17 protein-coding genes, 1 tRNA gene and 2 pseudogenes are annotated in these 18711 nt (G+C 68.6%); 13 read left to right on the top strand and 7 right to left on the bottom strand.

Features of this window, described 5'->3' with window-relative positions; all coding sequences use genetic code 11:
* Positions 1 to 36: 36 nt before the first annotated feature.
* Positions 37 to 291 (bottom strand): DUF2171 domain-containing protein, encoded by a 255-nt coding sequence (locus FHS87_RS18725; protein WP_184520921.1) that lies wholly within the window; start codon positions 289 to 291, stop codon positions 37 to 39.
* 85 nt (positions 292 to 376) lie between these two features.
* A complete protein-coding gene (locus FHS87_RS18730) occupies positions 377 to 919 on the bottom strand; it encodes an outer membrane protein assembly factor BamE (protein WP_184520922.1) in 543 nt (180 codons plus the stop codon).
* 100 nt (positions 920 to 1019) lie between these two features.
* Between FHS87_RS18730 and FHS87_RS18735 the strand changes: the two genes are divergently transcribed.
* The 8 genes from FHS87_RS18735 (at position 1020) to FHS87_RS18770 (ending at position 5498) form a co-directional block, all read left to right on the top strand.
* Positions 1020 to 1571, top strand: coding sequence for a ubiquinol-cytochrome C chaperone family protein (locus FHS87_RS18735; RefSeq protein WP_184520923.1), 552 nt, complete (start codon positions 1020 to 1022; stop codon positions 1569 to 1571).
* Positions 1568 to 2071, top strand: a complete 504-nt coding sequence (locus FHS87_RS18740; protein ID WP_184520924.1) for a YceD family protein — start codon at positions 1568 to 1570, stop codon at positions 2069 to 2071. The genes FHS87_RS18735 and FHS87_RS18740 overlap by 4 nt, the downstream gene beginning before the upstream one ends.
* Positions 2072 to 2167: 96 nt before the next feature.
* Positions 2168 to 2371: a 50S ribosomal protein L32 gene (gene rpmF / locus FHS87_RS18745; RefSeq protein ID WP_184520925.1), complete on the top strand. Its 204-nt coding sequence runs from the start codon at positions 2168 to 2170 to the stop codon at positions 2369 to 2371.
* A 44-nt stretch (positions 2372 to 2415) separates the two neighbouring features.
* Entirely contained in the window at positions 2416 to 3480 is a 1065-nt protein-coding gene (gene plsX / locus FHS87_RS18750; protein WP_312862044.1) for a phosphate acyltransferase PlsX, read from the top strand.
* The gene (locus FHS87_RS18755; protein WP_221300122.1) at positions 3480 to 4433 is read left to right on the top strand and encodes a beta-ketoacyl-ACP synthase III; all 954 of its coding nucleotides are present in this window, start codon (positions 3480 to 3482) and stop codon (positions 4431 to 4433) included. The genes plsX and FHS87_RS18755 overlap by 1 nt, the downstream gene beginning before the upstream one ends.
* Positions 4434 to 4562: 129 nt before the next feature.
* Entirely contained in the window at positions 4563 to 4871 is a 309-nt protein-coding gene (locus FHS87_RS18760; protein ID WP_184520926.1) for an integration host factor subunit alpha, read from the top strand.
* 20 nt (positions 4872 to 4891) lie between these two features.
* Entirely contained in the window at positions 4892 to 5341 is a 450-nt protein-coding gene (locus tag FHS87_RS24645) for a MerR family transcriptional regulator (protein ID WP_221300123.1), read from the top strand.
* A gap of 80 nt (positions 5342 to 5421) precedes the next feature.
* A tRNA-Pro gene (locus FHS87_RS18770) sits at positions 5422 to 5498 on the top strand.
* A 73-nt stretch (positions 5499 to 5571) separates the two neighbouring features.
* On the opposite strand, the gene FHS87_RS18775 is transcribed toward FHS87_RS18770, so the two are convergent.
* A complete protein-coding gene (locus FHS87_RS18775; RefSeq protein WP_184520927.1) occupies positions 5572 to 5967 on the bottom strand; it encodes a site-specific integrase in 396 nt (131 codons plus the stop codon).
* Positions 5968 to 6076: 109 nt separating this feature from the next.
* Here FHS87_RS18775 and FHS87_RS23915 point away from each other — a divergent pair.
* Both FHS87_RS23915 and FHS87_RS18785 read left to right on the top strand, forming a co-directional pair.
* Positions 6077 to 6564, top strand: a pseudogene (locus tag FHS87_RS23915) (integrase core domain-containing protein); the annotation flags it as partial.
* 447 nt (positions 6565 to 7011) lie between these two features.
* Positions 7012 to 7854: a crotonase/enoyl-CoA hydratase family protein gene (locus FHS87_RS18785; RefSeq protein WP_376766446.1), complete on the top strand. Its 843-nt coding sequence runs from the start codon at positions 7012 to 7014 to the stop codon at positions 7852 to 7854.
* Between the two features lie 7 nt (positions 7855 to 7861).
* Here FHS87_RS18785 and FHS87_RS18790 read toward each other — a convergent pair whose 3' ends face one another.
* The 3 genes from FHS87_RS18790 to FHS87_RS18800 are packed head-to-tail and all read right to left on the bottom strand — an operon-like array spanning position 7862 to position 12562.
* Positions 7862 to 10264 carry an ATP-binding protein gene (locus FHS87_RS18790; protein ID WP_184520930.1) on the bottom strand — a complete coding sequence of 801 codons (2403 nt, stop codon included), beginning with the start codon at positions 10262 to 10264 and terminating at the stop codon, positions 7862 to 7864.
* Positions 10265 to 10269: 5 nt separating this feature from the next.
* On the bottom strand, positions 10270 to 11031 hold the full coding sequence (locus FHS87_RS18795) for a response regulator (protein WP_184520931.1): 762 nt from the start codon (positions 11029 to 11031) through the stop codon (positions 10270 to 10272).
* Positions 11032 to 11053: 22 nt separating this feature from the next.
* Positions 11054 to 12562: a sensor histidine kinase gene (locus tag FHS87_RS18800; RefSeq protein ID WP_184520932.1), complete on the bottom strand. Its 1509-nt coding sequence runs from the start codon at positions 12560 to 12562 to the stop codon at positions 11054 to 11056.
* A 1081-nt stretch (positions 12563 to 13643) separates the two neighbouring features.
* Here FHS87_RS18800 and FHS87_RS18805 point away from each other — a divergent pair.
* Positions 13644 to 14912 (top strand): family 1 glycosylhydrolase, encoded by a 1269-nt coding sequence (locus tag FHS87_RS18805; RefSeq protein WP_221300125.1) that lies wholly within the window; start codon positions 13644 to 13646, stop codon positions 14910 to 14912.
* Between the two features lie 215 nt (positions 14913 to 15127).
* Here the strand turns inward: FHS87_RS18805 and FHS87_RS18810 are convergent, their stop codons facing one another.
* The gene (locus tag FHS87_RS18810) at positions 15128 to 16084 is read right to left on the bottom strand and encodes a Gfo/Idh/MocA family protein (RefSeq protein WP_184520933.1); all 957 of its coding nucleotides are present in this window, start codon (positions 16082 to 16084) and stop codon (positions 15128 to 15130) included.
* A gap of 391 nt (positions 16085 to 16475) precedes the next feature.
* Here FHS87_RS18810 and FHS87_RS18815 point away from each other — a divergent pair.
* Both FHS87_RS18815 and FHS87_RS18820 read left to right on the top strand, forming a co-directional pair.
* A pseudogene (locus tag FHS87_RS18815) lies at positions 16476 to 16955 on the top strand (IS5 family transposase); the annotation flags it as partial.
* 212 nt (positions 16956 to 17167) lie between these two features.
* A complete protein-coding gene (locus FHS87_RS18820) occupies positions 17168 to 18706 on the top strand; it encodes an amidohydrolase family protein (protein WP_184520934.1) in 1539 nt (512 codons plus the stop codon).
* Positions 18707 to 18711: the final 5 nt, after the last annotated feature.

Below are 18711 nucleotides of genomic sequence, written 5' to 3' on the forward strand. Positions count from 1 at the left end.
TTCCCGCGGCCTGAAGCCGCGGGGCCGGGGCGGGGTTCAGCTTTCCTCCCGCTGCGCCTCCTGGCCGGACCGCATGAGGGCGAAGGTCTCCTCCCGCGTCGTCTGGGTCGTGACCTTGTCGTCGTCGACCATCGAGACCTGGGCGAGCGGGATGAAGTGGTGCTGGCCGTCCGGGCTGCCGCTGCGGGTGAGCTTGATCCGTCCGGCATCCAGCGTGTCGACGGTGCCGATCGGCTCGCCGTGGCAGTCCACCACGGGCATGTGCTCACGGATCAAGGTGGTGTCGACCATCGGCGCGTCCTCTCGCATCCCCTCATCGGATGCGGGATGAACGACCGGGCGCGGGCAGGGATGCGGGAGGGCTATCTGCCCGCCCTCAGGGCGCCGGGGCGCCGGCGCCGGGCGTGACGGGCTGGGTCGGGGCCGGGCCGAAGCGGCCGATATTGCCGAACAGGGCTTGCAGGACCGAGCGGTCGTTGCCCGGCACCGGCGTCGTGCGCTCGACCACGGCGACGTTGCGCATCTCCGTCTCGCCCTTCTGCTCCACGCCCTCGACGATGCCGCGCTCGTTGAAGCGGACGACCACCACGCGCTGGTTGTCGATCCCCGGCACGCGGGCGGGGCGGAGATGGGTGGTGGCGCTGATGTAGTACCACTCGCGCGCGTCGAAGGTGGAGGTGGCGCTGGGCGAGCCGAGCAGGGCGGAGACATCGGCCCGGCTGGAGACGCCGGGGGTGATGTCCCGCAGAAGCTCCGCATCCACCCGGTTGCCCCGCGGCTCATCCGGCGCGCCGAACAGCGCGCAGCCGCCGAGCGGCGCGGCCAGGGGCACCATGGCCAGCGCGGCGAGCAGGGCGGCGCGCCATCCGGCCACCGGGCGGGGCCGGCGGGGGGCGGACGGATTGACGGGGGAGGACATGGGGGCCATCTCGCGGGTTCGATTGCCACCGCCCCGCCGCCCGGTCAACAGAGGGCGGTGCCCCGCAGGGGGAGAGGGCCGGCGTGAGGAACCGCCTCCCATGGCCCTTTTCGGCCTTCTCCGCCGCCGCACGCATGAGCGGGCCGGCTTTGCCCTCTACACCGCGGCCGTCTCGGCAGCGCGCGACCCCGCGCTTTTCGGCGAGGAGGCCGTGCCCGATACGCTGGAGGGTCGCTTCGACATCATCGCCCTCTACGCCGCCCTGCTCGTCCGCCGGCTCCACCGCGACCCCGATCCTCGCGGCCCCGCCCTCGCCCAGGCCGTGTTCGACGCGATGTTCGCCGACATGGATATGAACCTGCGCGAGATGGGGGTGGGCGACATGTCCATCGGCAAGCGCGTGCGCGCCATGTGGGAGGCCTTCCACGGCCGCGCGCTAGCTTATGAATCCGCGCTGGAGGCGGAGGATGGGGCGGCGCTGGAGGCGGCGCTGGCGCGCAACGTATGGTCCGGCGCCGCGCCGGAGGGAGCGGCCGGGCGACTGGCGCGCCACGCCCTGGCGCTTGACACCTCCCTCGCGGCCCAGCCCTTCGAGGGCTTCGTGGCCGGCCGCGCCGACTTCAAGGGGACCGATTTGGGGAGCGCCGCATGAAGCGCGAGTTCAGCCACCTCATCCGTCCCGCCGTCATCGGCGCCGAGGGCCGGACCGAGCGCCTCGAGGCCGGCCCGGCCGAGCGCGAGGCGCTGGCCGCGCGGCTCGGCATCATCGGGCTCGACTCGCTCTCGGCGGATTTGCGGCTCGCACCCGCCCCCGGCGGCGCCCTCCGCGCGCGGGGGACGATGCGCGCGGAGGTGGTGCAGGCCTGCGTCGTCACCCTCGACCCCGTGCCGCAGCGGGTGGAGGAGGAGATCGACTGGCGCATCCTGCCCCCCGGCGAGGAGCCCGGGGAGGAGCTGGACGAGGGGCCCGACGAGATCGAATCCGAGCCCGACGGCACGGTGGATCTCGGCGAGGCGCTGGCCCAGAGCCTAGCCCTGGCCCTCGACCCCTATCCCCGCGCCCCCGGGGCCTCCCTGCCCGAGGAAGCGACCGACGAGAGCGCCTCTCCCTTCGCTGCCCTGCGTGGCCTGAAGGGGGGGAATGCGCCGTAACCCTTGCCCCGCGGGGGCACGGATGGTAAGGCGCGCGCCTCCCGAGAATCCCGTCCGTTCGCGTGACGTGTTGCATCATAGAAAGGCCCGGCACCGATGGCCGTTCCGAAGAGAAAAGTTTCGCCGTCCCGCCGTGGGATGCGCCGCAGCCACCATGCGCTCTCCCGCGAGGCCCATGCGGACTGCCCGAACTGCGGCGAGCTGCGCCGCCCGCACAACGTCTGCTCCTCCTGCGGCTTCTATGACGGCCGCGAGGTCGTGGCCGCCGGCAAGCCGCTGAAGGCCGCCGTTCGCGCCTGAGCGACGACTACCACCCGTCCGACATAGCTGGGGGAGCGCCGAGAGTGGCCGCATCCGGGGCCGCAGGGCCGGCGGAGCGTTTCGCGCTCGCCGTCGACGCGATGGGGGGCGACCATGCCCCCGACGCCGTGCTGGACGGGTTGGAGCAGGCCGCGGAGCGTCACAAGGGCGCCCGCTTCCTGCTGGTGGGTGACGAGCCCCGGCTGAGGGCCGGGCTCGCCACGCGCCCGCGCGCGGCCGCTGCCTGCACGATCCGCCACACGCCGGACCACATCCCCGGCGACATGAAGCCTACGGCCGCGCTGCGCCTGCGCCGGGCCTCCATGCGCCTGGCGATCGACGCGGTGGCGGCGGGCGAGGCGGACGGAGTCGTCTCCGCCGGCAATACCGGCGCGCTGATGGCGCTCGCCAAGATCGTGCTCCGCACCATGCCCGAGATCGACCGGCCGGCGCTCGCCGCGATCGGCCCTTCGGCGCGGGGCGATGTCGTGCTGCTCGATCTCGGCGCGAACATCTCCTACGAGGTGCGGAACCTCGTCGAGTTCGCGGTGATGGGCGACGCCTTCGCCCGCGCCGTGCTCGGCCTGACGGCGCCGACCATCGGCCTCCTCAATGTCGGCTCTGAGGAGCTGAAGGGGGACGAGCGCATCCGGCAGGCGGCCGAGATCCTGCGCGAGAGCCATGTCGGCGCGAACTTCCACGGCTTCGTGGAGGGCCACGACATCACCGCCGGCACGGTGGACGTGGTGGTGACGGACGGCTTCACCGGCAATGTCGCGCTGAAGACGGGGGAGGGGGCGCTGAAGCTCGTCGGCAGCCTGCTCCGCCAGGTCTTCAACTCCTCCATTCCCGCGCGGCTCGGCTACCTCCTGGCCCGCCCGGCGCTCGACCGGCTGCGGCAGTGGATGGATCCCCGGCGCTACAACGGCGCCGTCCTCATCGGATTGAACGGCGTGGTGGTGAAGAGCCATGGCGGGACCGACGCGCTCGGCTTCGCCCACGCCGTGGACGTGGCAATGGACATGGTGACGCACGGCTTCACGGACCGCATCCGCACGGGCGTCGCCCTGCTGAGCCAGAAGCAGCCTTCGCAGGTCGTGGCCGGCTGATGATCCGTTCCGTCATCGCCGGCACGGGCGGCTACCTGCCCGCGCGCAGCCTCTCCAACGACGAGCTGGCGGCCGAATACAACCTCGACACCTCCGATGCCTGGATCAGCGAGCGCACGGGCATCCGCCGCCGCCATATGGCCGCCCCGGGCGAGACCACCGCCGACATGGGGGCGGCCGCCTGCCGCGAGGCCCTGGCGCGGGCGGGGGCGGACGCTTCCGAGGTCGATGCGATCATCCTCGCCACCGCGACGCCCGACTCCGCCTTCCCCTCCACCGCGACGCGGGTGCAGGAGAAGCTGGGCATCCGGCAGGGCTTCTCCTTCGACATCTCGGCGGCCTGCACGGGGTTCATCTACGCCCTGGGCGTGGCCGACTCGATGATCCGCACGGGCGCCTGCCGCTCCGCCCTGGTGGTGGGGGCCGAGGCCTTCACCCGCATCCTCGACTGGTCGGACCGCGGCACCTGCGTCCTCTTCGGGGACGGTGCCGGCGCGGTGCTGCTGCGCGCCACCGAGGTGGCCGGGGAGGGGACCGATTCGGGCATCCTCTCCACCCATCTCCACTCGGATGGCCGGCACGGCGACATCCTGCAGGTCGAGGGCGGCCTCGTCCGCATGGCCGGGCGCGAAGTCTTCCGGCACGCCGTCTCCAAGCTCGCCTCCGCGGTGGATGAGGCGCTCAAGGCGAACGGGCTCGACCAGACCGACGTGCAGTGGCTCGTCCCGCACCAGGCGAATGCCCGGATCATCGACGCGATGGGCCGCAAGCTGGGCCTACCGCCGGAGCGGGTGGTGGTGACGGTGGACCGCCACGCGAACACCTCCGCCGCCTCCATCCCGCTCGCCCTGGCCGATGCCACGCGGGACGGGCGCATCGGCGCCGGCGACCTCGTGCTGATGGAAGCCATCGGTGGCGGGCTGACCTGGGGCGCGGCGCTGGCGCGCTTCTAGCCCCCCCGACTCACCTCGGCATTTCGGCAACACTGCGTGCCGGAGTCCACAGTTAGCCGGTGAGTCGATTGACGGCCCCCCTCTCCCGGCGGTCCAATCCCCCCTGTCGGCGAGAGGGGGCATGGCCGCTTGAACACCATCACCCGCGCGCAGCTGGCCGAGGCGATCTACATGCAGGTCGGCCTCTCCCGGAACGAGAGCGCGGCCCTGCTCGAGGACGTGCTGAACCGTATCTCCACCACGCTGGAGAGTGGCGAGGCGGTGAAGCTCTCGGCCTTCGGCACCTTCTCGGTGCGCCAGAAGGCCCAGCGGATCGGGCGTAACCCTAAGACGGGCGTGGAGGTGCCGATCACCCCGCGTCGCGTCCTCTCCTTCCGCGCCAGCCAGGTGCTGAAGGCCCGGATCAACGGCGAGACGCCGCCCCGGGGCGAGGACTGAGCAGGAGGGCGATGAGCGGCATGAGCGTGCTTGGCGAGTTCACTCCGAACCAGCCCGAGGCCATGAGCGAGGGCGGGGCCGACGCGACGACTCGTCGCAAGTCCCCCAATGCCTTCCGCACGATCAGCGAGGTGGCGGAGGACCTCCACATCCCGCAGCACGTGCTACGCTTTTGGGAGACGAAGTTCCCTCAGCTCAAGCCGCTGAAGCGGGGAGGGGGGCGCCGCTACTACCGGCCGGAGGACATCAACCTGCTGCGCCGGATCGGCGACCTGCTCTACACCCAGGGCTACACGATCAAGGGCGTGCAGCGCCTCCTGCGCGAGGGTGGCCTTGAGGGCGTCGAGAGCGCGGCCGAGGGAGAGGAGAGCCCCGTCCCCGAAATCCCGTCCGAGGCCGCCGAGCTGCGCGCCTGCCTGGACGAGCTGGAGAGCATCGCCGCTGCCCTGCGCGCCCTGGCCGCGCGCTGAGCGCGGATTTCACCTCTTCCGGCAAAATCCTGTGGAGCGGGGTTGAGGCGCCTGCGGGCGGGTGCTAGACCCCGCGGCAACGGAGCGTAGCGCAGTCTGGTAGCGCACCAGTCTGGGGGACTGGGGGTCGTGGGTTCGAATCCCGCCGCTCCGACCATTTTTTTGCTAGCGATCTCAGCGGTTTACGAGAGCGGGTGGTCCTTCCGACGCCGCGATTTTTACAGGCTATTTTACAGTTCAGTTGCGGCGTCAGTCCCGGTAGCCGCGGGCGCCCCTTCTCCATTCGCCTGCCCACCCTGCAGCAGCACGAAGCCGCGGCGGATAGAGCCGCTTCGCTCTACGAGCAGATCCATGGCGCCGAGCGCCATTTGACGGTTCCGCGGCAGGTAGTGCTCCAGGATCTTCTGCGTCTGCTCGATCGAATGGCCCGAGATGGCCGCGATCTGGGGCACGGTGGCTCCGGCCTCAGCGAGGCGGACCATCGACGTCCGGCTGAGGTCCCGGAACTGCAGGTTGTCCGGCAAGCCCGCCTCGATCCGGGCGGAGCTGAAGGCCCGGGCAAAGTTGTGCAGGCCCCAGGCCCGACCCGTAGGCGAGGGCGCGATGAGGTTGCTCTTGCCATGCAAGCGGTGGCGATCTCCGCCTTCAGGGGCGGGTGAAGCGACACCCGGAGCGGCTGCTTCGTCTTCCGCTGCCGTAGCATGACCCAGAGAACCTTTCGGCTCCTGTACCGGCCGCCAGCCCAAACGGGGACGGCGCTGGCTTAAAATGGATCCTGCCAGCGTTTGCGGCCAGAGCGGCCGAACCATGTCGCGGCCTATGACTTCTTGGAGGACCGCACGCGGGACGGGCGCAAGTTCCGCATGCTGAACGTGGTGGACGAGTTCACCCGCGAGTGCCTGGCCATCCGCGTGGGCCGCCAGTTCAAGGACGCCAACGTCACCGACGTGCTGTCCGACCTGTTCATCCTGGGCGACCTACCGGGCAATATTTGTTCGGACAACGGGCCTGACTTCGCAGCCACGGCCGTGAGGGGCTGGATCGGCGGGGTGGGCGCGAGCACGGCAATCGTCGAGCCCGGTAGCCCCTGGGGGAACGGCTATTTCGAGAGCGTCAACGGCAAGCTCCGCGATGGGCTGCTCAACACGGAGGTGTTCAACACGCTCACCGAGGCCAAGGTTCTGATCGAGGGGTGGAGTCGGCATTACAATATCGTCCGCCCGCGCCTGAGACCGTACCGAACGCACCTCGAACGATCACCAGCCAGCCAAAGCGTCTCTGCCTCAGCCCAACCCCTGCCGATGCGCCATGAACATCTGGCGCGGAGCACCTCGTGGGGCTTGTTAGTCGGAGCGGTGAGAACCTACCTCACTGACCCCTCCTCTGGAAATCCTATTTTAGTGCATTCATCAAAAAAAATATTAATTCATCGATGTCGAGATATTTTTGATATTATTTTGCTTAAAATAAATATCCTATTAGTCGATTGATCTCGAAAATTTGATGCCTTATAACATCACAATTGCGAGAGTTACTGCGGTTCAGTCGCGAGGGCTCGCCGTCAAACGGGCGAGAAATGGGGGAAGTTGATGGCCTATATCGCGCATGTCGCTGCTGAAACGGCGCGCTTCTCGGCGTGCGAACTGACGCCCGTCAGAGCCACCACGCCTATCCCGGTTTCCTTGAACTACGAGAATCTTCGGGGTGAGCTGGATGCGGAGAGCGCAATCTGGTGGGCGCGCATGGCCCCGCTCGGCCGACCCAGCTTCACCAACGGCCTGCTGCGCGACATTGACAGGATGCATGCCGACCTGACGAACGTCATGCGGGCCGCGCCGGATGCCGTGCGGCACGTGGTGCTCGGCTCCTCCGTCCACGGCATTTATAATCTCGGGGGCGACCTCGCTCTTTTCGCACAGCTTATCCGTGCGGGAGACCTCGATGGACTGCGCCACTACGGGCATGTCGCGGTCGAGGCGATCCACCGCAACCACACCGCCTTTGGCCTGCCCGTGACCACCATCGCCCTCGTTCAGGGCGACGCCCTCGGTGGGGGTTTCGAGTGCGCGCTCGCCCATGACGTGATCGTCGCCGAGCGGAGCGCGAAGTTCGGCCTGCCGGAGGTGCTGTTCAACCTCTTCCCCGGCATGGGCGCGTACTCGTTTCTCTCCCGCCGGATCGGCCGTGTGGCGGCCGAGCGCATGATCCTCTCGGGCAAGATGTACGGCGCCGCGGAGCTGCACGGGATGGGGCTCGTTGACGTGCTGGCCGAGGACGGCGAGGGCGAGGAGGCAGTGCGAGAGTATGTCGAGCGCACGGGGCGCCGCTTCAACGCCCATCGCGCGCTCTTCGAGACCCGTCGGCGCGTGGAGCCCGTGACCCTCGATGAGCTGCGCCATGTCGTGGATGGCTGGGCTGAGGCGGCGCTGAAGCTCGGCGAGGCCGATCTCCGCAAGATGTTGCGTCTCGCCGGCGCGCAGGACCGTCGCGTGGCGGGTTCCCCGGCCCGCTGAGGCAGCCCTACCCGGCCCGCGCCTCCTCAAGCGCCGCCCGGACACGATCGAACTCGTCGGCGATGGCGGCCGCGTCTCCCCGTGCCCTTGCCCGCAGATCCACGCCGGAGAGGCGCTGCGCCTCGCGGCAGAGCGCGTGGAGGCGCACCGCGCCGATGTTGGCAGAGATGCTGCAGAGCGCGTGCGCCTGGCGGCGGAAGGCAACGCCATCGAGAGTGCCGGCCGCGGCCGACAGTTCTTCCAGGATCTGCATGCCCTCCGAGAGGAAATCCTCGGCAACCTCCGCCACGAAAGTCTCGCCGCCGAGGCTGACGAGGCGTGCGGTCACCTCGGGGTCCAGGACCGGGGAGGGCGGCGGTCTGGCCGGCGCGGGGGCCTCGGGGGAGGCGGGCGCGTCGGAAACGAAGCGACGGATCGCCTCCAACAACGCCTCGGGCTCGACCGGCTTCGTGATCACCCCATCCATCCCGACATCGAGGCAGCGCGCGCGTGTCTCCGGCGTCGCGTCCGCCGTAAGGCCGAGGATCGGTAGCCGGGGCCCGTCGCCGACCTCGCTGAAGCGGTGAAGCTTGGTGGCCTCGATCCCGTCCATCACCGGCATGTTCACATCGATCAGGACGAGGTCGTAGGGGCGCTCGGCATCCGCCAGGGCGTCCAGCGCCGCCTCTCCGTCATTCACCAGCACGGCATCGTGACCGGCGCGCTCGAGGATGCGCGCGACGACCTTGCGGTTCACCTGGTTGTCGTCAGCGACGAGGAGGCGCAGCCGGGGCCCCGCCGCCTCGCGCACGGGTTCCGGCCGCGCGGTCTCCAGCGTTGCACCCGCCATGTGGAGGGTTCGGACCAAGTCCTGCGCCGTGCCATCCAGCGGCACGACCCCGCCGGCCCAGCGCGCCGCGCCGCGCGGCAGGCCGGTGTCCCCCGGCGGACCGATCAGCACGACCGGGCGCTTCCCCCATGCGGGCGGGGCCAGGCCGGGCCCGTCCGGCGCGGGCTGCAAGGGTAGGAGCCCGGCCTCCGCCAGCAGGGGGAGGGACTCCGCCTGGGCCGGCTCCGTCACGCGGCTCGTGGTGATGCCGGCCCTCTCCAGCGCCGTGGCGAGGCGCGCCGCGACCGCCTCCGAGGCCAGCAGCGCCACCCGGCCGCCCGGGGCGGCGCTGCCGGCCGGGGCATCAATGCGCGCGGCGTCGATCGTGAACCAGAAAGTCGAGCCTTGGCCGGGCGCGCTCTCAACCCCCATCTCGCCGCCGAGCAGCGTGACCAGCCGCCGGCAGATCGCAAGACCCAGCCCCGTTCCGCCGAAGCGGTTGATGATGCTCGCGTCAGCCTGGGTGAAGCTCTCGAAGATCCGGCCCTGGGCTTCCGGGGCGATGCCGATCCCGGTGTCGGACACCTCGAAGCGCAGCCGCACCTGCCCTGGCCCGACGGGGTCGCCCCGGACGCCGACCGATACGCCGCCCGCTTCGGTGAATTTGAGCGCGTTGGCGCCTAGATTGATGAGGATCTCGCGCAGGTGCCGGCGGTCCGCGCGAACCATCTCGGGCGTGCCTGCCGCCCAGTGCAGCCCGAAGGCGAGGCCGCGCTCCTCGGCCTGGGAAGCGAAGAGCCGCCTGAGGTCGAGCAGCAGCTCCGCCACGCTGAAGGGCTCCAGATCGACCCTCATCCGCCCGGTTTCGATGCGCGAGAGGTCGAGCAGGTCGTCGACGAGGGCGAGCTGCGCGCGCGCGGCGGCGAGGATCGTGGCCGCCATGTCGCGCTGATCCGTGTCCAGCCGTGACTGGTGCAGGAGGTCGCCCATCCCGACGATCGCGTTCAGGGGCGTGCGGAGCTCGTGGCTGACGGAGGCGAGGAACAGGCTTTTCGCCCGATTCGCCGCCTCAGCCGCGCTGCGCGCGTCCGACAGCTTGCGGATGAGCGAGCCCGCATAGAGCGGCAGGACCACGAAGCCGCCGAGCAGGCCGGCCGCGAGATGCGGCTGACTCCGCCAGAAGGGTGTCAGGACGGTAACGACGGCGAAGCCCGCCACCCCAACCGCCGTCGCCGCCCGGAGCCAAGGGAGGCCGAAGCGGAAGCCGTTGCCGAAGATGATCCAGAGATAGATGGCCACGAAGGCCGAGTGATCCTCCCCGCCGATCTGCAGGTACCAGGAGAGGCAGCCGACATCGAGCAGGAGCGCCGCCCCGCGTCGGGGCGTGGAGATGCCGGGGAAGGCGAGGATGTGGGCGAAGACAGCAGCGGCGGCCGCGCACCAGACACCGACCGCGAGCAGCGCGGCCTGTGGGTCAGGGCTGGGGAAGAGGTACTGGCAGATCAGCAGGAGGACCGCGAAGCCGAGCCGGTTGAGGCTCATCTCGTGCTCGGAGTCCGGGCGGCCCCGCAGGCGGGCCAAACCCTCCCGCAGGCCGAGCATGCGCGCTAGTCCCCGGAACTGCCGGGTTGGGGCATCTCGCAGGAGGGATGGACCTCGATCGAGGTGCTGAGGACGCCCACCACCGTGCCGTCCGCCGCGCGGAGCGGCGCCTTCGTGGTCAGAAGCATCGACCGGTCCTCGGCCACCTCCCAGAAGGAGGCGATGCCCTGGCCGGCATCGAGCACGGCGCGGTCCTTGGAAAGGCTGAGCGCCGCCCGCCTCGCATCCAGGACCTGGGAGACGCCCTGTCCCACCAGGTCGGCCGCGGGCCGCCCGAGGTGCTGCGCCATGCGGGTGTTCACGAAGAGGAACCGCCCCTCGCGATCCGTCGCGGCGACGAGCGCCGGCAAGTCGTCGATGACCGGGTCCGGCACGGGCCTCGGAAGCGCGGCGGGCTGCAGGGCCAGCAGGTTGCGCGACCGGGCCACGAACTCGAAGTGGTCCACGGGGCTCTGCAGGAAGTCGGTCGCGCCGGCCTCCATCGCCGCCTGGCGGAAGCCGCGGTCGTCATGGGCGGTGACGACCAGCACCGGGACGGTGGCGCCGGTGCGCAGGGCCCGGAGCCGCCGCGTGAACTCCGCCGCGTTCATCTCCGGCATCGAGTAGTCGGTGATGATGAGGTCGACGCTGTTGCTCTCCAGCCATTCGAGCGCGTCGAGCGGGTTGGCGAAGCTCTCCACCGTCACCTCGTCCGCGATGAGCGCCGCCAGCCGCGCGAAGATCGCACGGTTGGTCGCTCGGTCGTCGAGGATGAGGATCAGGGGCATGACGCTCGCTTCTGTGCCATAACTAGGGCTGCGCCGTGCTGGGTAGCGGGATGTCGATGCGGCAGTCGAGCCCCGTTTCCAGCCATTGCTGGGCGAGACTGCCGCCGAGCTGGCTCCGCACCGTGGTCTGGAGGACGCGCGTGCCGAAGCCGGAATGGGCGGGGTTGGCGAGCGGGGAGGGGCCGCCCGTCTCCTGCCAGTGCAGTGCCAGTCTGCGGCCGGTGCCGTAGGTCACCGCCCATTCGATGCGCACCACCCCGCCCAGCACGGACAGGGCGCCATGCTTCACCGCATTGGTCGCCAGCTCATGCACCGCCATCGAGAGGGGCTGGGCGACGACGGGCGGCACCATCACCGTCGGGCCGGAGATCACCGCCGTGGGGCCCAGGCCCTCGGCCGCGAGGAAAGGGGCCAGCTCGCCCTCGAGCAGCGTGCGGAGATCGGCGCCGGACCAGCCACTCTGGGTCAGCAGGGTCTGCGCGCGGGCCAGGGCAGCGACCCTGCCCTCAACCGTCCGCACATAGGTTTCCTGGTCGGGCGCGCGCGTCAGGCGGAGGATGGCCTGCACGACGGTCAGGGCGTTCTTCGCGCGATGGTCGACCTCGCGGATCAGGAGCGTCTGGCGTATCTCGGAATCCTTGCGGGCCGTGGTGTCCACATGCATCCCGACGATCGCGCCGCGGCTGCCCACATGGCCCGGCATGCGCCGGCCGCGGCCATAGAGCCAGCGCGTCTCCTCCCCGGCATCGCGGCCACGGCGACGGATCCGGAACTCTGCCTCGTACTCGCCGGTCTCCTCCGCGCGGGCGAGGGCGGCGCGGAGCGAGGCCTGGTCCTCGGGCACGGCCAGGGCGACGAGGCTCTCCACCGTAGGGCGCTTCCCGGCATCCGGGCTCGTGCCGAAGAGGGCGTGCTGCTCGGGTGACCAGTCCTGCTCCTCCGTGCCCGGGGGCCACTCGAAAGTCCCGATCTCCGCCACTTCCTGCGCGAGGCGCAGTCGCCCCTCCGAGGCGCGCAGCTCCTCCTCCGCAGCCTTCAGGGCCGAGGCCTCGGTGCTCGCCTCCACGACAAGGATCTCGGTGCCGTCGCTGCGCAGGTCCCAACTCGTGGCAACGGTGGTCTGCACCCCGTCGGGCCGGCGGTGGCGCAGCTCGCCGTGCCAGTGCCCGGCCCGCATCAGCTCGGCCATCGCGGAACGGCGGCCGCCATCCATGAAGCGCGTGCCGAGCAGCTCGTGGGACACGCGGCCCACCGCCTCGGCCGCCGAGTAGCCGAACAGGCGCTCGGCTCCCGGCGACCAGTAGCGGATCACGCCCTCTGGGGTGCGGATGAGGACGGCGGCGAGGTCGAGCGCCATGCGCTCGGAGGGGCTGGGCTGCGCCTGCCCCCCTTTGGTGCGCGCGCCACCGAAGAGGCCGGTGCCCAGAACCAGGCCGGCTGCCAAGCCGAGCAGGGCAGCGGGGACCAGTACGGCGGAGACGAAGAAGCCCAGCGCTGCCAGGGCCAGGGCCAGGCCGAGGACTAGGACCATGGGCGCCTGGGGGCGCAGTGCTGGCAGGAGCCTGCGCCCGCGTATCAGATCGGGCTGAGGGGCTGCCGGTACCATCTCCTTAACTGCCTGGCGCATACGAGGGATGAGCCTCCAAGACAGCCCCGCAGGCTGCCGGGGAGGCGTGACGACGAGCGATGCTGGTCGCAGGAAGGAACGCGCCCCGCATGCCAATGCCCTCCTTGCACGAAGCCGCCGGGGGAATGTTCACATCGCGTCACAAGTAGACAGGCTTCTGCGTTGAAGATCACAAAGTCGTGCATAAAATGCAAGTAAATCCGCCACTGTTTTCAATACAGCCCTGCATCGCTGCATTTCTGTAGCCAGGGGTAACGACGGGCGGCGGCGTCTTTCCACGTGCCTCCCGTGACCCGCGGGATCCGGCGTTTCCTGCGCCGCCCTCCGATGGTGGAGGATGAGTTCCTCATTGCCGAGGTCATGGAGGAGTGGCTGAGCGGAGCGGGTGCGGAGCTTATCGGACCCGTGCCCAGCGTTGAGCGGGCACCGCGAACTCATCGAGGAGCCGTGAAGGCCGCTGGATGTGGATCTCGGTCGTGGCGAAACCGCCTACCTCCATCGCTGACAGGCTGAACGAGCACGGTTTGCCCCACCTGTTCGCGGCCGGGGATGGGCGCATTGTCGGTGATCCCGAGCACCTGAAGCGCCTGCGTCTCGAGAAGCCCGTGACGAGACAGAGCTTGGTCAGTGCAGCCGAGAGGCTCGTGACTGGCTCTCCGGCGCGCTCGGATTGAGGAGAGTGGGCTGTGAAGGAGAGGTGAGCACCACCACCGGGGCTAGCGTCATGCAGGCCGGGCTCTCGTCGTTCCAGGTGGAGCGAGTTTCCTGATTAGAACCCTCGGGACTGCGGTGGCTGCTTGCGGGAATCGCAAGCAGGCTGCGCAACGGCCTAGGTGGGTACAGAGCCGTCATGGCCGGGTGTGGCTGAGAGCGGATTGGCGGCTCTTGAGCGACAAGCGCGGAGATCTGCCGTTTTCTTCGCTTTCCCGTGCCCGCTCTGCAATCCTATCGGAAACGACAGAGCTTGTCGGAATGAGGAGGGATCATGTCCACACGTCCGGCTCTCCCCCAACAGCCATGTTTTGGCCCTTCAGTGCCGTTCTTCATGTTTGCAACCGGCATAGAGAGCAGCATCCCCACGGTAAACGGACGACGGGTCGACCAAATGGCTGCCAGCGGGCATACGCGTCGCTGGGCTGAGGACTTTTCGCTGGTGAAGGAACTCGGCTGCGGCTTCCTGCGCTACGGACCACCCCTACACACCACGTGGCTCGGCGAAGGGCGATACGACTGGACTTTCGCGGACGAGACCCTCGCCGCCCTGAGAGAGCAGGGCACCTACCCGATCGTGGACCTCTGCCATTTCGGGGTGCCTGACTGGCTTGGCAACTTCCAGAACCCTGACTTCCCACGATTGTTCGCGGGCTACGCAGAAGCTTTCGCCAGGCGCTTCCCCTGGGTGCAGCTCTACACGCCCGTGAACGAGATGTATGTCTGTGCCCTGTTCTCTGGCCGCTATGGATGGTGGAACGAGCAGCTGAGCAGCGAGCTTGGCTTCGTGACCGCCATGAAGCACCTTGTGGGAGCCAATCTCGCGGCCATGAGGGCCATCCTTACCGTGCGGGCTGACGCGATCTTCATCCAGAGCGAGTCCACGGAGCAATACCACGCGGCATCGCCTGCGGCCTGGGCCGAAGCCCGCCATCGCAACGCCGAGCGCTTCCTGTCCTTGGACCTGAACTACGGGCATGCCGTGGACGCCCCGATGTACGAGTACCTGATGGACAACGGGATGACGCGCCAGGAGTATGCGGCTTTTCGGAGCACCGATCTTAAGCGGCACTGTGTCCTCGGGACCGACTACTATCAAACCAACGAACATCTGGTTCTGGATGATGGAAGCACCCGTGCATCCGGAGAGGTCTACGGCTACGCGACGATCATCCAGCAATATTACAGCCGCTATCACCTTCCTCTCATGCACACCGAAACCAACCTTGTGGACGCCCCCGAAAGCGACTCCACGGACTGGCTTTGGAAGCAGTGGGCCAACTTGCTCCTGCTTTGGGAAACTCCCATCCCGGTACTGGGCTTCACCTGGTATTCTTTGACTGACCAAATCGACTGGGACAGGGCCTTGCGGGAGCATTCCGGTCACGTGCATCCGGTCGGGCTCTACGACCTCGATCGTAAGCCAAGACGTGTCGGCAAAGCATTCAAGCGCCTGATCGAGCAATGGAGCGAGGTGCTCCCTGCCCGGAGCCTTTGCCTGCGACTTCCTCTTGCTCCATTGCACCCGGCTCAGGAGCGATAGAGGCAACCGTCCGCTCATGGCAGGAGTGAGAGAAGCGTCGGCTCCTCGCTCATGAACGTCCTCGCCGCTGACGTCGGACGACACAATAAGCATGTCTGCTTCGGGGCATGATGGCGGTGCCTGACATCGTCCGCTGGCCCAATCGATGGCCACGACATGGCTCGGAACGGTCTGCTTCCGGGGCCGGGCAAACCCTGCGACAAAATCCTGGCGCCTCAGATGGCGTCCATCGTGCGCTCTACCTCGGCTGCTGCAGTGGCATCCTCGACCAAGCGCATTTCCTGCGTGCTGATCGAGGATTCGTTGCGCTCCAGCGCATCGTGGAACGCGCGATACACGCCGGCATACTCGGCGTCCTCCCCGCCGGTAACCACGGCCGCACCGTCCACGAGCAGCGTACGTACGCCTCGTAGCAGCAGCGCCTCCGTGCGCCCGTCCTGGTCCACGCTGTCGATCGAGATGTCCCAGACATCCTCGCCGCCCCTACGCCACTCGAATACGGCCTGGCCATCGCCGCCTTGCCATGTGAGGCGCATGTCCACGAAGGCCGGCGTCTCCGCGCCCGGGGGAACGCGGAATCTTGCCCGCTGGACATGGAAGGGAAGGCCCGGCAGCACATGGCAGAGGATAGAGAGCGCATTTATCCCGGGATCGAACACCCCGAGGCCTCCGGCGCGCCAGGGCCAAGTCTGGCCAGCGTGCCATCGGTGGAAATCCTCGCGCCATTCGATGGCGATGCGGCGGGGCGGCAGCCGGCCGGCCAGCCTCTCTCGCAGCCGTTCGACAGCTTCATTGTGTCGCGCGTGGTAGGAGGTGACGAGAACGCGGCCTTGTTTGGTAGCGATGGCCGCGAGTTCCTCGAGTTCGGCGAGGGTCGTGGTGGGCGGTTTCTCGAGCAGGACGTGGCGGCCGGCAAGCAGCGCGTCCCTAGCCACCCCGAAATGGGTGCCGGTCGGCGAGGCAATGGAGACGGCAGCCAGCGCCGGCTCACCGTCCAGCATGGCGCAGTGATCAGGGTAATGTCGAAGCCCGGTGCCGAGACCCTGACGCGGGTCCGCAGTGGCGACCAGGCGGAGCCCCGTATCGTTTGCCGGGCCGAGCAGGAAGGGGCCATGCTGAGTGCGTGTGATCTCGCCACAGCCGACCAGCCCTATGTCGCGTTGCAGGACCACCCGATCTGTCTCCTCTCACGGCCACGCGAGACTGTTGCGCACCCGAAGACGACAACGTGTCGTGTGCGCCTTCGTTCCGCCGGCCCGGCAGATCCCTCGGGGGATCGGCAGTTCAGGGCGCGAGGCGGCATCTGGGCTTTGGCGCAGCGCTGAAGACCTTTCGGCTCGTCGTGTGGGCTGCGCAGGTCCCGAGCACCGTGTCGGGCGATCCTAATGGCTAAGCCTGGCCGTTACCGGCCCGACCGCTTTCGGGGCAGCGGCTATTGAGAGCGGACCCCATCCGAGAAAGCGGGACGTTCCGGGAAGAGCCTTGAAGCTTTTGTAATGGTCAAAGGCCGCGGTGGCCGCCCAGAGGGTGTTACGGGCCTTGGGAGGCCCTCGTTTTGGGTGAATGCCCTTTCGCAAGCCGTACCCGTCCGATGTGTCCGATGAGGAATGGGCGCTGGTCGCGCCCTGCCTGACGCTGCTGCCCGAGGATGCCGGGCAGCGTGAGCACCCGCTGCGCGAGGTGTTCAACGGCCTGCGCTATCTGGTTCGCTATGGCGTGGCCTGGCGAGCCATGCCTAACGATCTTCCGCCCTGGCACGCAGCCTATGACCAAGCCCAGCGCTGGTTGCGGGCAGGCTGCTTCGAGATGCTGGCCCAGAACCTCAGGGCGGTGCTTTGCCTTGCCGATCGCCGCCCTGAGGAACCCTCGGCCGCTGTGCTCGACAGCCGCACCCTGCGCTCCACGCCCGAGAGCGGCGCCAGAGCCGCCTGGGACGGGCACAAGCGCGTCAGGGGCTCCAAGCTGCATCTGGCCGTCGACACGCTCGGCCACCTCCTGGCGCTGCACGTCACCCCCGCCAATGCTGATGATCGCTCGGTTGTCCTGCGCCCGCGACACGGCTGAGCACAATTCGCGGAGGCGTTGTTCTCATGGCGGGTTCAGGGATCGAGCCTTCCGTCGCCCACCGCGTAGTGCTGTGATGGCTGGGCTCTGCCGCTTCCGGTGCGTTCGAGGGACAACATGCTCGGCAGGCGATCAAGAGAGTGGTCTGAGGCTGTTCTACCGATAAGCACGCACTCAGAAGGAGGATTGTTTTGCCAGCCACGATGGTGCGCGCGCGCCACCTCATCACCCGCACGCTGGGCCGGCACCGCCACGAACAGCTCGACGACGCCGCCCTGGTCCAGGAGGACGGCGTGATCACCGAGATCGGGGCATTCGCCGACTTGAGGCAGCGTTTCCCGGATATGGCCGTGCTGGGGGATGGCGGGCAGGTGGTGCTGCCCGGCTTCGTCAATGCCCACCACCATGTCGGGCTGACGCCGGTTCAGCTTGGCAGCCCGGACATGCCGCTGGAACTGTGGTTCATCACCCGTCTGGTCTGCCGCAGCCCCGACTTGCGGCTGGACACGCTGTACTCCGCCTTCGAGATGCTGGCGACCGGAATTACCACCGTGCAGCACATCCATGGCTGGATCCCCGGCGGGCCGGTGGAGGTGGAGCGCGCCGCCGATACCGTGATCCGTGCCTATGAGGAAATCGGGCAGCGCGTCTCCTACTGTTTCGCGCTAAGGGACCAGAACCGCCTGACCTACCAATCGGATCAGGCCCTGCTGGACAGCCTTCCGGAAGGGCTGCGCGGCCCGCTCTCAAGCCACCTCGGGCGTTTCCGCCTGCGGCTGGAAGACAACTTCGACGTCTTCGCCGCACTTCGCGCGACCCATGCGGGCAAGGAGCGGGTACGAGTGCAGCTCGCCCCGGCCAACCTGCACTGGTGTTCGGACGCCATGCTCGCCCGTATCGCGGAGGTGAGCGCGGCCGGCAACGTGCCGATGCACATGCACCTCCTGGAGACGGCCTATCAGAAGGAGTACGCCCGTCGGCGCGGTGGTGGGTCTGCGGTGGAGTACCTCGATCGCTTCGGTCTGCTGACGCACCACCTGACGATCGGCCACGGAACCTGGCTAAGCGAGGCCGACATCGACCGGCTGGCCGAGGCCGGCGCATGTGTCTGTCACAACTGCTCCTCCAACTTTCGCCTGCGCAGCGGCATCGCGCCGCTGAACCGGTTGGAGGCCCGAGGCATCGCCACTGCCATCGGCATCGATGAGGCCGGGATCAACGACGACCGCGACATGCTGCAGGAAATGCGCATGGTGCTTCGAGCCCACCGTACGCCGGGGATGGGGGACGAGGTACCGACGATGCAGCAGGTTCTGCGCATGGCTACAGCGGGTGGTGCCCGCACCACCGGTTTCGACGGCTGCATCGGCACGCTGGAAGTGGGTCGGGCCGCCGACCTCGTGATGATCGATTGGCACCACTTGGCATGGCCCTTCCTGGACGTTGAGACCCCAGTGCTGGATGCTGCGATACAGCGGGCCAAGTCTGGCAGTGTGCGCGCCACCATGGTGGCCGGGGAAGTCCTGTATCAGGACGGTCACTTCACTCGCCTGGACCGGGATTCGGTGCTGCGCGCGTTGCACGAGGACCTGTCTCGCGCCCTGGCCAACGACGAGGTGGAGCGGCGGGGGCTGGCGAAGGCGCTGCTCCCCCATGTTCGTCGCTTCTATGAGGGGTACTGCGACTCCGCCGCGCATCGTCCTTTCGATCACCGCAACTCGGCGGTCTGACACGC

It is taken from the genome of Muricoccus pecuniae (assembly GCF_014199205.1).
Lineage (GTDB): Bacteria > Pseudomonadota > Alphaproteobacteria > Acetobacterales > Acetobacteraceae > Roseomonas > Roseomonas pecuniae.